The following is a 14,978-nucleotide window of genomic DNA, read 5'->3' on the forward strand; positions in this document are numbered from 1 at the left end:
TTTGTCCAATGTGTGATGTTCGACCGGTCTGCGGTTGAGAACGCGAATTGATTCGTCGTGTATGGATTCATGTATGCGCACAGTTTAGTTGCTATGTACTCATCCGTAAAATTGATATGATACGCGTTTTTGTACCATGCGGAGCCAGTCATGAGGCTTGATAAATTCTTATGCACCACTTTGGGTATTACCCGAAAAGAAGCCGGTAAATTATTAAAAAGTAAAGAAATTGAAGTAAACGGCGAGGTGGTGAAAAATGGCGCCCTCAAAGTGACGGATACGTGTGAGGTTGAGTTCAACGGTCGTACGCTGCAACTGACCGGACCACGTTACTTTATGCTGAACAAGCCGCAGGGCTTTGTCTGCTCTCACGTTGATGATTTTAATCCAACCGTATTTATTCTGATTGATGAAGTCAGCCCGGAAAAACTGCATGTGGCCGGTCGGTTAGACGGAGACACCACCGGACTGGTGCTGTTGACGGATGACGGCCAGTGGTCGCATCGGATCACTTCGCCGCGTCATGAATGTGAAAAAGTGTACTACGTTGAGCTGGCCGATCCGCTACCGCCGGAAACGGTGCAAACTTTTGCCGAAGGGGTGCAGCTCCGGGGTGAAAAAGAGCTGACCCGTCCGGCGAAGCTGGAAATTCTGGATGAGCGCGAAGCGCTGATCACCATTACGGAAGGCAAATACCACCAGGTGAAGCGGATGTTTGCGGCGGTCGGCAATAAAGTTGTGGGCCTGCATCGTGAGCAGGTCGGCAGCATTGAGCTGGATGATACGCTGGAGCCGGGCGAGTATCGTCCGCTGACCGACGAAGAAATTGCCGCATTTATGAAGTAAGGCGCATTGGCTAAAGTCGATGGTCTGCTTTATTCAGGCAATACGAGCGAAGTACAAGGCGGGTTGACCGCCTTTTTTATGCCTGTAGTCGGATGATTTCCGACTGATTTGAAGGCCGTAGCCCTCGTCAGCCGTGGCGTTGTATTGATACCTGCGTTTTTATTGTTAATTTCATCACCTTTTGATTACATCTTTTTGTCATGACCGGGTGAAACTCTTAGTATGCAGGCTTCCCCACAGTGATTGAATGAATTTTCCATGCGCAAATCCTTCATCAGAATGATGTTTGCTGCCAGCTTGTTGAGCTGGGGATTACTTGTTGCAATGCCTGTGGTGAATGCCCACAACCAGCCTGCGGGCACGTGGGCCTCTCTCTGTACCTTAACCGGTTTCAAGTTGGTGAAACTGGCTGACAGTGAATCGCAGCTCCAGCACGATACTCAAAGTCATTGTCCGATCGGCTTATTCAGTTTGGCTCATGCTGAAAGCCCACGGCTTGAACTCGGGGTCGCCGGGCGGGAGCGGATCGTCAGTCTGTATCACTTTGCGCCGCAGCCGTGGCCATTTTCGTGGTTTTCATCCCGCGCCCCTCCGTTCACATTCAGCTGAATGCATCGGCTTGGTTTGATCTTGTGATGAACTGGTCTGAAGCACTGCAAATTGTGAAGCCCCGAGTTGGGATTTTTATACAAACCGTGATCGGGATCCGGTAAACAGAAATAAATAATTTCCTACCAGGAAAGAGTCTTTTGTCTTAATTCATCGTACAATAGCGCCCTTCCGACATCCTCCAGCTAAGAGATTTTATGACCACATCTGACAGCCCGAAGCTGAGCTTTCAACTGATCCTGATCCTCGGGGCGATTGCTGCCCTCACGCCTTTAGCCATTGATATGTACCTGCCGGCGATGCCGAGCATTGCCAAAGATTTGGGGGTTGTGCCGGGTGCGGTGCAAATTACCCTGACGGCCTATACTGCTGGTTTTGCGGTGGGGCAGTTGTTGCACGGACCGCTGGCAGACAGCTACGGTCGCCGTCCGATTTTGATTATTGGCGTGCTGTTATTTGCGCTGGCGGCGTGTGTCAGTGCCATGAGTCAGGGGATCACTGAACTGACCTGGGTTCGGGCAGCGCAAGGGTTCGCCGGGGCTTCGGCTGCGGTCATTATTCAGGCGCTGGTACGGGATATGTTTGAACGGGAAGAATTCGCTCGGACCATGTCTTTCATCACGCTGGTGATGACGATTGCGCCGCTGGCGGCGCCGATGATTGGCGGTTATTTGTCGGTGTGGTTTGGCTGGCGCTCGATCTTCTGGGTGCTGGCAGCGGTTGCGGTCATCGTGATTCTGGCGGTACTCAACAAGATCCCGGAAACTCTGCCGCCGGAGAAACGCTTGCCGTTTCACCTCGGGGCGACGCTGCGCAATTACGCCCGGATGATGACTACGCCTGTGGCCGTGGGGCTGATCTTCAGCAGCGGTTTTTCATTTGCCGGAATGTTTACGTTTTTGACGGTTGGCTCGTTTGTCTATATCGATCTCTATCATGTCAGTACCGAGAACTTCGGCCTGTTCTTCGGCCTCAATATTGTGGTGCTGATCCTGATGACTAGCCTCAACGGTCGGCTGGTACGCAAAATGGGTTCCCACTGGATGCTGCGTCTCGGATTGGGGATCCAATTGCTTGCCGGGGTTGGCCTGGTGTGTGGTCAGGTGTTTGAGCTGGGTTTGTGGGGTGTGGTGATCCCGGTGATGCTGTTTGTCGGCACAATCTCGATCATCGGCAGTAACACCATGGCGTGTCTGCTGGCCAAATATCCGCATATGGCCGGAACGGCTTCTTCGCTGGCCGGCACCATGCGTTTCGGGACCGGGACTCTGGTGGGCGGGGCGGTGGCGATGATGCCGGACGCCACAGCCTGGCCAATGGCATTGACCATGGCGTCCTGTGCAGTATTATCTGCGGGTTTTTATTGGTTAATGTCGCGAGATGCATGAGGAGCCACATGGCAGTTTATATTGAAGAGATCGGAAAATTGGTCTCTGACGGGTTGAGTGAGCTGGCTGAGTCGGTTGAAAGTGGAAAAACACCGGGTAACCCGGTGAGTGAAACGCACTTTCTCAGCGCCTGGGTCACGAAGTCTATCAAGCAGCAGCGTTACGACCATAGTGTGGCAAAAACGTTACTGGCCTGGCAGCAGCAGGCTCGCAGTATGGGTAAGAATGCCCAGTTGAAACAGCAGTTTGTGCAGATCCGCAACACCCTGACAGGGTTGAACCCGGCCGAGGGGCTGACCGCGGCGGTGACTGCTGCGCAGATCCAGGCGTTGTATCAGGCGTTGACTTCGGCAGACTGGCTGGTAACGACCGAGTTTGAAGTGAACCGTAAGGTCACCCATCATACCGACGGCCAGGCATCGCTGGTGGTGTGTGCCAAACAATACCGGGAAGGCATTGCCGAGTCCGGTGACGTGGTGAAGCCACTGTCGTTGTATCTGCGCGGGGATGCCAAAGCAGTGATTGATGCGGCATACCAGCACGGTTTGTTGTTGTTTAAAGTCACGGACTACAAGTCGAAGGTGAAGTATCACGGCGAGTATGTGGTTTATCCGTGTAACCACGGGACGCATTTGCCGGAGTTGCCGACGCAAGCGGCGCAGTAATGCAGATGTCACAAGATACGTAAACACGGGGAGGCGGCAACGTCTCCCCGTTTGTTTTGATAGGCTGTGCTTCCGGGTTCAGCACCCGTGTCCTGCTCTTGTATTTCTGTTGTTTCGCTGTTGTTTCGCTGTTGTATTATGGTGTCTTGTTTTTCGTCGCCTTCGCAAGACGTTATTCCGTGACGGACTTGCCCTCCCGGGCGTCGGCCTGGCAGCGTTTGACAATGGCATGGGTCATGCCTTTAAAAATGAACAGGTGGGCTGGCATCATGGCAAACCAGTACATCAGTCCGGCAAAACCGGCCGGATGCCACCAGGCCCGGATGTCGAGCTCCCGGTACTCACCTAAATCTCGGATGGTAAATTCCAGTCGCCCCAGACCGGGCGCTTTCATCCCGAACAGCAGCGAGAGAAAGCGGTTCGGCTCTAAGTTGATCACTTTCCAGGAATCCAACCGGTCACCCAATGCCAGTGAGTCGGGATCGCGGCGATAACGGTTCAGCGCTTCTCCGCCTGCGGCATAATCAAGCCATTCCCGAAGCCGCCACAGGGCATTGGCGTAAAAGTAGCCGGGATCGCCGCCCAGTTGCTGAATTTGTTGCCAGAGTTGCTCCGGTGTGGCATTGGTTTTCAGGGTGTATCCGGCTTGCTTGGGGTAGTACCCATAGCCCGGTTGCCAGCGGGCGAGGGCATCGGGGTCAAATCCCCAGATTTCATTACGAACGACTTCACTTTCATGGCCCAGACATTCTTGTACGGCTTCATCGTAGCTGAGGAGCGTTTGGGGGATCAGGGACTGAATGGCGGAGCTGTTGGCTGCCAGATCGAGCTGCAATCCGCCGATCAGCGCCCGGGCAATATTGGTCGGCACCGATGTGATAAATTTCAGCCAGTACGCGGCAATGCTGGGGGTCAGGAGAGCCAGCGGCACAATGCGGACCTGTTTTCCGGCGTGCTTGCCCAGAATACGCATTTGATCGGCATAGGTCAGGATCTCCGGGCCGGTGACATCAAAAATCTGATGGCGACAGGGGGTAAAGTGCAGCAACTCCTGGAGGTAGTACAGCAGATTGCGCAGTGCGATGGGGGCGTTGCGGGATTTGACCCACTTGGGCGCAATCATCACCGGGAGGTGAAACACAAAATCACGCATCACTTCGAAGGCGGCGGAGCCCGGTCCGACGATAATCCCGGCCCGGAGCTCTGTTACGGGGATCCCGCTGTCGCGGAGGATCTCGCCAGTGGCTTTTCGGGCCGACAGATGTTTGGAATGGCCTTGTTTGGCTTGCAACGCGCCGAGGTAAATCACCCGCTGAACCGTACTTCGTTTCAGGGCAGCACTGAAGTTACGCGCGGCATCGATTTCGATATCAATAAAGTCATGGCCGTGGTTCATGCCATGCACCAGAAAAAAAACCACGTCGACATCGGCAAGCAGCGACGCTAAGTCTGTGGTCAGGTTTAAATCCAGTTCAACCAGCGATACGTTGGGAAGTTCGCCCCAGCCCCGCTTGCGCAGCAGACTCAGGTTCCGGCCGGTGGCCCTGACCTGATAGCCACTGCTGGACAACGCCGGAACCAGGTGGCTGCCGACATAGCCGGAGGCCCCGACAACCAGAATTGTTTTACTCATGGATGGTCATGCTCCCTGCAACTAAACCCTGAATACAGGTACTGCCGTGCCCGGCCAAACAGATCACGGCGACACTTTGCGAGAGGGAAGCCGATGATAAATTAATAAAATTGGTTGTTTATAAAACTGTAGCGGATAAAATTCGAACTGTCTTCGCCATTGATCGTGATTGCTTTCAACCGCTTGCTCTCAAACCCGCTTTCAGGGCTGGTTTTCAAGAGCAGGATTTCACGATCGGGCCTCAAGACGATTCCGTCTTTGTCCTGTAGTCGGCCTCGCCCGTTGGTAATCCGAAATGAAAACTATCCTGCGCCATTTCCAAGGTGAATTTCTTCGCCGCTTATTGTTGATCGCTTTTCCGATCGCTTTGCAAACCATGCTGTTTTCCAGCCGCAGCCTGGTTGACATTATGATGCTGGGCCAGTTGGGGGAGCTGGATGTGGCCGCAATCGGCATTGCCGGCCGGGCGGTATTTGTCGCGACCCTGATGATCTTCGGTGTCACGACCGGCGGGGCATTGCTGACGGCGCAATACTGGGGGGCCGGCAATCACCAGGGGGTCCGACAAAGTACCGCGCTGACGATCCTGATGACCTTGCTCGCTGCATTGGGAGCCGGGCTGATTTTCCTGTTTGCGCCGCAAGCGGTGATCGGCATGGCGACAAATTCTGAAGTGGTGATTGCCCTTGGCTCTGAGTACCTGATGATCACCGCGTTTAGCCTGTTTACCATGGCCTGGGGCAGCAGTATTGCGGTCGGCCTGCGGGCGATGCACCAACCGGGCATTGCGACCATCTTCAGTGCCATTGGCATTGTGTTGAACATTTTCCTGAACTGGGTGCTGATTTTCGGCCACTTCGGGTTTCCGGCGCTGGGGATTGCCGGGGCGGCCTGGGCGACGCTGCTGAGTGGTTTAATTGAGGCCGTGTTGCTGTATGTCTATCTCAGCCACCGCCGGCATCTCCTGGCGATGAACTTGCGGCTGCTGCTGGGGGCGGTGGAACTGGGCAAGATCCGCCGATTCCTCTCACTGTCGATGCCGACGACGTTCAACCACTTGGCGTGGTCGATGGGTATTTTTGCCTATCACGCTATTATCGGACAATCCGGCGTAGAAGGGCTGGCCGCGTTGTCGGTAATGACGCCGATTGAGTCTTTTGCCCTGGCACTGCTGATCGGTATTTCCAATGCTTCGGCGGTGTTGATCGGCAACCAGCTCGGCGCGAACAACCATGAGGCGGCATACTATCAGGCTTGGGCGGTGTCTCTGTTTAACTTCTGCTGCGCCGTGGTGGTGGCTTTGGTGATGGTGCTGTGCAAAGATCTGGTATTGGACCTGTTTTCGGCGTTATCCGGCGAGAGTCGCGCGCTGGCAGAGCATTTCTTCCTGATCTTCGCCGTGGCCGTGGTGGTGAAAAGTATTCCGATGACGATGATTGTCGGCGTGCTTCGCGCGGGTGGGGATATTCGGTTTTGCCTGTATCAGGATATGGTCGCGCAGTGGCTGGTCGGCATCCCGCTGACGGCTTTCTGTGCCTTTATCTTGCAATTACCGTTAGAATGGATTTATGCCATGTTAATTGTGGAAGAGCTGGTGAAGTCTGTCGGCTCGACGATTCGGCTTAAGTCCCGTTCATGGATGAATAACCTGGTGGCTGACGGTTAAGCTTTCATTGGGGCTGATTGGTCTGACAGGGACGCGTGGTATGGATAAAGTTTATTGATTTTTAAGAACTTTGTGGTTGAGGATTAAACGGACTGTTTAATTTGTAGATGGTTTGAAACGTATGACGCCAAAATGGCGGATAAGCCGGGTAAAGTACTTTCTCATGCCCCGGCTTTGCTGTACATTTCGTTTCCGAAACCACCTACAAACGTTTGGGGAATTGGATGTTACGACTCGTGGAGCTGTGCAAAGGCTATCAGGATGGGGCTGAATACCATTCTGTACTGCAGGGTGCAGAGCTGGCGCTGAATCAAGGTGAGCAATTGGCCCTGATGGGTGAAAGCGGCTCGGGCAAGAGTACCCTGCTGAACCTGATTGCCGGGCTGGATACGGTGGACTCCGGCGAAGTCTGGCTGGGGGAAACGCCAATTCATGCCATCACCGAGCGGGAGCGGACAGCGTTCCGTCGTAACAATATTGGTCTTGTTTTTCAACAGTTTAACTTACTCCCGACGCTGACAACCGCCGATAACATCCGTTTTTGCCGCCAACTCAAAGGGCTGGACGAAAAACCGGAGTTATGGCGTCAGATTATCTCGGCGCTGGATCTCATGCCGTTGCTCGGCCGCTACCCGGAAGAGATGTCCGGTGGCCAGCAACAGCGGGCGGCAATCGCCCGGGCGCTGTATATGGAGCCGCAAATTCTGTTGGCGGATGAGCCGACCGGCAGCCTGGATGAGCGTAACGCCGGGGCGGTGATCCGCTTGCTGGTGAACCTGACCCGTCAGCTCGATTGTACCCTGTTGCTGGTCACGCACAGTAAGCAGGTTGCTGAGCACATGAGTGGCTGTATTCGACTGCAGGGAGGTCAACTGCATGTTCAGCCCCGTAGCTAAGGCGCTCTGGGGGCACTATAAACGCCACCCGTTTCAAATTGTGTTGGTGTGGCTGGGCCTGACGCTCGGCATCGCCTTGCTGGTCGGCGTCATGGGCGTCAATCAGCAAGCCAGGGAAAGCTACCGCCAGGGCGAGCAACTTTTTTCCAATCCTTTTCCTTACCGAATTCGTCATCAGCAACCGGCCATGAAAGTGCCTCAGGCTTTCTATATTGATCTGCGCCGGGCCGGCTTTTCCCAATGCGTTCCGATGGATCAACACCGGGTGGTGACCGATGACAATCGGGACTATGAGATCGTCGGCATTGATCCGGTGGCGATGATGTCTAGTTTCAAAGTACGCGCTACGGCTGACCGTCAGGTGCAGATGCTCTCGCTGATGCAGCCGCCGTATCCGATCATGGTTGGCGAGCAACTGGCGTACTATATGGGTGTTGAGGACGGGCAGTTTCTCAAGCTCGACAACGGCAAATCGATAGGCCCGCTACGGGTGGTTGAAGAAGAGCGGGTCCGTGGTCCGCGGATGATCGCCGATATGGCGGTGATCCGGGATCTGTATCCGAGTGCCGGGTTGTCTGCCATTCTGTGTGCCGAGATGTCTCATGAGCGGTTAAATCAACTGGCCGCCGAACTCCCCCCCGCCTTGCAGCTGGAGCACAACCAGAGTGAGACGCTGGAGCCGCTTACCGATGCGTTTCACCTGAACCTGTTTGCGATGGGGATGCTGGCGTTTGTGGTCGGTTTGTTCATCTTCTATCAGGCAATGTCGCTCTCGCTGACCCAGCGCCAGCCGCTGGTCGGACTGTTGCGCCAGGCCGGGGTCTCGGGCACGCAACTGACTCAGGCGTTGCTGCTGGAGCTGCTGGGGTGGATTGTTTTGGGTCTGATTGGCGGCAACTTGCTGGGATTGGTGCTGGCGCAGCAGCTGCTGCCGTCCGTTGCGGAGACGCTGAACAACCTGTACGGGGCTAACGTCAGCCTGGAAGTGGCGTGGCACTGGCAATGGGGGCTGGCGTCGCTGGCCATCGCCATGTGTGGCTGTTTGCTGTCCTGCGGCTGGCCGTTGATCCGTCTGATCAAAACCCAGCCGGCCCGGTTGTCGACCCATATGGCGCTGGTGCGTTTCAGCGGGCGGGAGTTCGCCTGGCAGGCTTTCTTCTCCTGTCTCTTTATTGCAGCGGCCTGGGGCGTATTTCAGTTGCCGCATGGTCAGTTGGCCGGATTTGTCCTGATTGCCTTTATTCTGATTGCTTCGGCGCTGGTGATGCCGTTCTTGCTGTGGCAGTTGTTCAGGAGTCTGGGGTTACTCGTGCGCTCGGCCAGGTTGCGTTGGTTCTTCTCGGACGCTGCCGCCAGTCTGAGTTATCGTGGCGTTGCTTCGATGGCCTTTATGCTGGCACTGGCCTCGAACATCGGGATGGAAACCATGGTCGGCAGTTTTCGCAGTACCACTCAGGTCTGGCTGGATCAGCGGCTGGCGGCGGACATTTACGTGCGCCCGTCGATGAACGTTGCCCCGCGTATCGCCCAGTGGCTGGAGAAACGCGATGATGTGCGTCAGGTCTGGTGGCAGTGGCGAAAAGAGCTACCGACGGATGAAGGCACCCTGCAGGTGGTCAGTATTGGCGGGACGCAACAGGAGCAGGAGGCACTGTCGATCAAGGTTGCGATCCCCGAATACTGGCAAAAGCTTCACCATCAGCGGGCGGTGCTGGTGAGTGAATCACTGGCGCTTAAGCGCGGCTGGCAACCGGGTCAGCACATCAACCTGCCGTCTCCGATAAATGAGCGCTGGCAGATTGCCGGGATTTACTACGACTACGGCAACCCATATGGCCAGATCATGATGTCGCATAAACGCTGGCAGACCTTGTGGCCGCAGAACGGACAGGTCGGCTTGGCCGTTCATCTGAAGCCGGGTACGGATAGCATGGATGTGATGAAAGCCATTGGCGAGCGTTTCCGTTTGCCGCCGGAGCGGGTGCGTAACAATGTCGAACTGATGGCGCAGGCGATGCGGGTGTTTGACCGCACCTTCATCATTACCGCGACGCTGGGCAAACTGACGCTATTTGTGGCGGTCTGCGGCTTATTCTTTGCCACGGTTGCCGGTGAAGTCTCCCGTCAGCGCCAGTTCGCCCTGTTGCGCTGTATGGGTATGACGGGCCGTGAACTGGCTTTGCTTGGCGGGGGACAACTTCTGCTGATCGGGCTGCTGACATCGATCATCGCATTGCCGCTGGGGCTGATCCTCGCCCAGTTGCTCATCGACGTGGTGTTGAAATATTCGTTTGGCTGGACCATGCCGGTGCAGTATTTCCCGTTTGAGTATCTGACTTCGCTGGGCTCGGCGCTCGTCGTCCTGCTGGCCGCAGGCGCCTGGCCGGTCTGGCGGCTAGTGAAGCGATCGGCCATCCTGTCACTGCGGGAGGCTTTCTGATGCGGAGCAGGCTATTAGTGCTGTGGCTGACGGGGTTATTGCTGACCGCCGGGTTACTGGGGTGTGAGCCTGCTGAGCAGGAGCGGGCCAATACGGTCGAAATCCTGAGCCAGGGACTCGACGCCGACGATCAGAATTTTGCAGCCGTTGTACCCGGCAAGACCTGGCAGTTTCCGCAGGATCATCTCAGCCATCCGAGCTTTAAAACAGAGTGGTGGTATCTGACGGCGAACCTGACTTCACCGGAAGGAAAAACCTTCGGTGTTCAGTGGACTTTATTTCGTTTTGCCGGTCGGAATACGGCCGAGGCTGGCTGGCACAGCCCGCAAATGTACATGGCACATGTGGCGGTGACCGGCGAGAAGCAGCTGTGGCATGCCGAGCGCTTTGCCCGGGGCGGTATTGGTCAGGCGGGCGTTGCCGGCAATCCATTCCGGGCCTGGCTGGATAACTGGTCATGGCGCTCCGAGGACAGCAACCCGTTTCCGGGGACGCTGTCGTTTGCGGATGAGCACATGGTCGCAACCCTGCAGGTTCAAAATCAGGGCGCCCTGATTTTTCAGGGAGAGAACGGCTACAGCCGCAAACACGTCAGTCAGGAGATTGCTTCTTACTATTACAGTGCCCCGTTTCTGCATCTGGAGGGCACGCTGGTGCTGGACGGACTGCCTTATCAGGTCTCCGGACCGGGCTGGCTGGATCGGGAATGGAGCAGTGAAGGGCTGGCGCAAAGTCAGCTGGGCTGGGACTGGTTCTCGCTGCATCTCGACGATGGCAGTGCCCTGATGCTGTATCAGATCCGGGAAGCGGATTCAGTGCCGTATTATTTTGGCTCGCGGAGCTGGCCGGACGGCAGGGTCGTGACGCTCTCGGCGGACGAGATCCGGATGATCCCGATTGCCAATGCCCGCCATGAAGGCAAGCTTTACCCGGTGCAGTGGCAGATCGCTGTCCCGAGCCAACAGATTCAAGTGAAAGTGGATGTGGTCCGTAAGGAACAATGGTTGCCGTTTATGTTTTCCTATTGGGAAGGCCCGGTCAGGGTCAGCGGCAGTCATACCGGACAGGGATTTATGGAGTTGACCGGCTATTAAGTGGCGACATCACAGGTGGATGTTGTGCTTGACCGTCGGTTTGCCATAAAAAGAATTAGGATGAAATTGTGACCAATACGATAACGATTGATGAAAACATGCTGGGGCAACGGTTGATCAACCACCGGCGGGAATTTCATCGCTATCCGGAATCGGCCTGGTGTGAGTTTTTCACCACCAGCCGAATTGCCGGACTGTTGCAGTCGCTCGGTTATGCACTGCATTTTTCGGATGCCATTATCCATCGTGACGCCATCATGGGACGGGATGAAACCGAAGTTGCCCAGGCCCGGGAACGGGCGATGAGCTGGGGTGCCGACGCCAGTTTCATGGCCCAGATGGATGGGATCACCGGTGTCGGTGCCGTGCTGGAGACCGGCCGCCCCGGACCTGTGATTGCCCTCCGTTTTGATATTGATGCGGTGGAAGTCCGTGAAAGCCAGGAAGATGCGCACCGGCCGCGGTTCCTGGGGTTTGCCTCGCTCCAGGCGGGCGTGACCCATGCCTGCGGCCATGATGCGCATACGGCGATTGGCCTCGGCGTTGCTGAAATTCTGGCGGCCAACCGTGATGCTTTGTGCGGGACGATCAAGCTGCTGTTCCAGCCTGCTGAAGAAGGGTGCCGGGCCGGCAAGGCGGTCGCGCAAAGCGGCTGGCTTGACGACGTCGATTATTTCTTTGCCGCCCATATCGGGATGAATGTGCCGAGTGGCACGCTGGTATGCGATCCGCAGCATTTCCTTTGTAGCTCGAAGTTCGATCTGCATTTTTCGGGCAAAGCGGCTCATGCCGGGATCGAACCCAATGCCGGGCGTAATGCCTTGGCGGCGGCCTGTACCGCAGTCACGCAAATGCTGGCCATTCCCCGGCACCGTGACGGGATGACCCGGATCAACGTCGGCCAGTTTCATGCCGGTGACGGCCGGAACGTGATCCCGGCCAAAGCCGTGTTGATGGGGGAAACCCGGGGCGAGAACCGAACCCTGAACAGCTATATGTACCAGCAGGTCGAACAGATAGCCCGGGCTGCGGCCCAGATGCACGGGGTGGCGCTGGAGATCAAAACCCAAGGTGAGGCGATTGGGCTGGAAAACGATCCGGCGCTGGTGGCGATGCTGGCCAAGCTGGGCCTGAGCAGCGGATTTAGCCAGGTGGTGCTGGAAAAAGATTTCGGCGCCAGTGAAGATGCCGGTTATCTGGTCGAACGGGTTCAGGCCAACGGCGGCAAGGCAATTTATTGTCTGGTGGGCTCTGATCTGGCTGCCGGCCACCACAGCGGTGATTTTGACATTGATGAAAGCCGGATGCTGCCGGCGGTCAAGTTGTTCTTAAACGCAATCAGCGAGTTGCAAACGCACCCGGTCTGACCGGCCTTTGTATGGAATCTGTCAGCACGGCCCGACCCACCAGCTAAGCTGTAGGGTAGGGCAATCAAGCTGCTGGCAGCTTTCGGCAGAGGAGCGTGCGTCATCATGGGCAGAACCATCAGTGCCAAGAATAACTTCTTTTATCTGACCGCCTCGCTGGTCATCCTGTTGATCAGCGCCACCCTGACCCAGGCTCTCAGCGGCAGCTGGTTTGACTGGGTGCTCAAAGGGGTGACGTTGTTCAATTTTGCCGTTTGTCTGATCAGTTTACAGGTCGACAAAGTCTGGTTTCGCTTTCTGATCACCGTCGCCATCGGCTGGGGGATGGTTTCGGTTGGTAAGGTGTTTTTCCCCTCCCGCGAAATGGACGCCGTGGTTCTGGCACTGATGCTTTGCTTCTTCCTCGGGACGTTCAAAATCATCGCCCGAAAGATCCTGTTCACCGGCTCTGTTGATATCAATAAAGTGGTCGGCTCGGTGGCGTTGTTTCTGTTGCTCGGCCTGATGTGGGCCATGGTGTACTTGATTATCATGGAATTTTCACCGCAGGCGTTTACCGGTATGACGCAACAGCCCTGGGGGGAAAATTTTGCCAACGTCACGTATTTCAGCTTTGTGACCCTCACCACCTTAGGCTATGGTGACATTAGTCCGCTCTCTGAGGTCGCGCGGGTTGCGGTCTATCTCGAGGCAATCGCCGGCATTTTTTATATGGCCATTGTGGTGGCCAGTCTGGTGGGTGCCAGCCAGCAGCACCGGGGAGAGAAGCAGGATCCCCCATAGTTCTGGTTTTCTGGATGAAGGTCAGGAACACACGAAGTTTTGTTTGTGAAGGAGCACGACATGAAACGCAATGTTTTTCAGAAAGCCCGGCGGTTCATTAATCAACTGGAGGTGTTGGCCGAGACGTTCAGTCTCCCCCGGGTTGAGACGAAAGTCGCGGGTGCGGTCGGCGGTGATGCGCCGGGCAATGCCCTGGCTAATCAAACGGTTTTTATCAGTGGCGGCTCGCGGGGCATTGGGTTGGCGATTGCCAAGCGGTGCGCCCAAGCCGGAGCGACGGTGGTGATTGCCGCAAAGACCACAGCGCCGCATCCGAAGCTGCCGGGCACAATTTATTCGGCCGCGGATGAAATCAATCAGCTGGGCGTTGGTAAAGCCATTCCGGTGGTGCTGGATATTCGCGACGAAGATGCGATTGAGCAGGCGGTTGCCCAGGTGGTCAAACAAACCGGCGGCATTGATGTGGTGATCAACAATGCCAGCGCGATCCACCTGGCGGATATGGAAAATACGCCCAGCAAAAAGTTTGACCTGATGTTCTCGATTAATGTCCGGGGAACGTTTCTGCTGACCCAGGCGTGCTTACCGCATCTTCGACGCGCGGCAAATGCGCATATTGTTACTTTGTCGCCGCCTATCAGCCTGCAACCGAAATGGTTTGCGGCCCACGGCGCTTACACCACCTCTAAATATGCGATGTCGATGATGGCGATGACGTTTGCCGAAGAGCTGGCAGCGTATGATATCGCTTCGAACGCCCTGTGGCCGAAGAGCACCATCGCCACCTCGGCGATTGAGAACATGGTCGGCGGTAAGTTCCTTGAAGATCGCTCCCGCAAACCCGAGATCATGGCCGATGCCTGTTATGCGGTGATCACCCGCGATGCCAAAACTTGCAGCGGCAATTTCTTCATCGATGAAGATGTCCTGCGTGAGCAGGGCATCACGGATTTTGACCACTATGCCTGTCAGCCGGGTCATCCGTTGCAGCGGGATCTGTTTTTGGAAGATTAGGGCTGCGTTTCACTTGCCCGGGTTGCCGGAGCGTTACTCTTTACGGTATCGCCCGCGATTTGTCGTGCCATCACGACGCAGTCGATGCCCGGGCCGAAACCGTCTTTTGTTTGGCTTGTGACCACGAAACCTCGTTTGGCATAGAACCCTTGCGTATGCTGAGAAGTTTCGATTGTTATCGTCGTCACGGTCTGGTCTGCTTTCAGTCGGCTGAGCCTGTAATCCGTGAGCTGCGTTCCCAGCTTTTGTCCATGAAAGTCCCGGTGCACCATACCCCAGCTAAGTGAGCCAAGGTTGCGGTGTTTTTCGATGCCCCCACAAGCTAGTATCCTGTCACCGTTGGTGTAAACAAAATAGTCGCTGGATGCATCCAAAGCATCCAAAAATGCGATGAACTCGTCTCGTTCACTCGGCGCAAAGAATGTGTTCAGGTTGCTGTCAAAAATATTGATGCATTGAGTTCGATCGGCTGTTTCATAGCGTTTAAATGTCATGGGCTTTCCTTGTCTTCATACAATGTCAGTCTGCTGGCCGTCGATAAACGCGTGAAGGCATCGGGGATTCATAAGGCAGCGCA

At 55.7% G+C, this 14,978-nt stretch carries 13 protein-coding genes; 11 read left to right on the forward strand and 2 right to left on the reverse strand.

Going from position 1 to position 14,978, the window contains the following annotated elements:
• Positions 1–150: 150 nt before the first annotated feature.
• From rsuA to NH461_RS07225, 4 genes are all read left to right on the forward strand, one after another.
• Positions 151–846, forward strand: coding sequence for a 16S rRNA pseudouridine(516) synthase RsuA (gene rsuA / locus NH461_RS07210; RefSeq protein WP_261602558.1), 696 nt, complete (start codon positions 151–153; stop codon positions 844–846).
• A gap of 258 nt (positions 847–1,104) precedes the next feature.
• A complete protein-coding gene (locus NH461_RS07215) occupies positions 1,105–1,455 on the forward strand; it encodes a hypothetical protein (RefSeq protein ID WP_261602559.1) in 351 nt (116 codons plus the stop codon).
• A 197-nt stretch (positions 1,456–1,652) separates the two neighbouring features.
• Positions 1,653–2,843 (forward strand): Bcr/CflA family multidrug efflux MFS transporter, encoded by a 1,191-nt coding sequence (locus NH461_RS07220; protein ID WP_261602560.1) that lies wholly within the window; start codon positions 1,653–1,655, stop codon positions 2,841–2,843.
• Between the two features lie 8 nt (positions 2,844–2,851).
• Entirely contained in the window at positions 2,852–3,508 is a 657-nt protein-coding gene (locus NH461_RS07225; RefSeq protein WP_261602561.1) for a DUF2913 family protein, read from the forward strand.
• Positions 3,509–3,680: 172 nt separating this feature from the next.
• On the opposite strand, the gene NH461_RS07230 is transcribed toward NH461_RS07225, so the two are convergent.
• Entirely contained in the window at positions 3,681–5,141 is a 1,461-nt protein-coding gene (locus tag NH461_RS07230) for an SDR family oxidoreductase (RefSeq protein ID WP_261602562.1), read from the reverse strand.
• Positions 5,142–5,436: 295 nt separating this feature from the next.
• Here NH461_RS07230 and NH461_RS07235 point away from each other — a divergent pair, with 295 nt between their 5' ends.
• From NH461_RS07235 to NH461_RS07265, 7 genes are all read left to right on the forward strand, one after another.
• Positions 5,437–6,807, forward strand: a complete 1,371-nt coding sequence (locus NH461_RS07235; RefSeq protein WP_261602563.1) for an MATE family efflux transporter — start codon at positions 5,437–5,439, stop codon at positions 6,805–6,807.
• 224 nt (positions 6,808–7,031) lie between these two features.
• Positions 7,032–7,703, forward strand: a complete 672-nt coding sequence (locus NH461_RS07240; protein WP_261602564.1) for an ABC transporter ATP-binding protein — start codon at positions 7,032–7,034, stop codon at positions 7,701–7,703.
• On the forward strand, positions 7,684–10,143 hold the full coding sequence (locus tag NH461_RS07245) for an FtsX-like permease family protein (RefSeq protein WP_261602565.1): 2,460 nt from the start codon (positions 7,684–7,686) through the stop codon (positions 10,141–10,143). The genes NH461_RS07240 and NH461_RS07245 overlap by 20 nt, the downstream gene beginning before the upstream one ends.
• Entirely contained in the window at positions 10,143–11,237 is a 1,095-nt protein-coding gene (locus tag NH461_RS07250) for a lipocalin-like domain-containing protein (RefSeq protein ID WP_261602566.1), read from the forward strand. The genes NH461_RS07245 and NH461_RS07250 overlap by 1 nt, the downstream gene beginning before the upstream one ends.
• A gap of 68 nt (positions 11,238–11,305) precedes the next feature.
• Complete coding sequence (locus NH461_RS07255; RefSeq protein ID WP_261602567.1) at positions 11,306–12,604, forward strand: amidohydrolase; 1,299 nt, start codon at positions 11,306–11,308, stop codon at positions 12,602–12,604.
• 105 nt (positions 12,605–12,709) lie between these two features.
• Entirely contained in the window at positions 12,710–13,387 is a 678-nt protein-coding gene (locus NH461_RS07260) for a potassium channel family protein (protein ID WP_261602568.1), read from the forward strand.
• Positions 13,388–13,447: 60 nt separating this feature from the next.
• Positions 13,448–14,401, forward strand: a complete 954-nt coding sequence (locus tag NH461_RS07265) for an SDR family oxidoreductase (RefSeq protein ID WP_261602569.1) — start codon at positions 13,448–13,450, stop codon at positions 14,399–14,401.
• Here the strand turns inward: NH461_RS07265 and NH461_RS07270 are convergent.
• The gene (locus NH461_RS07270; RefSeq protein ID WP_261602570.1) at positions 14,398–14,895 is read right to left on the reverse strand and encodes a GNAT family N-acetyltransferase; all 498 of its coding nucleotides are present in this window, start codon (positions 14,893–14,895) and stop codon (positions 14,398–14,400) included. The two genes, NH461_RS07265 and NH461_RS07270, sit on opposite strands and share 4 nt — an antisense overlap.
• Positions 14,896–14,978: the final 83 nt, after the last annotated feature.

Origin of the sequence: Photobacterium sp. TY1-4, assembly GCF_025398175.1 — a bacterium.
Classification (GTDB): Bacteria; Pseudomonadota; Gammaproteobacteria; order Enterobacterales; family Vibrionaceae; genus Photobacterium.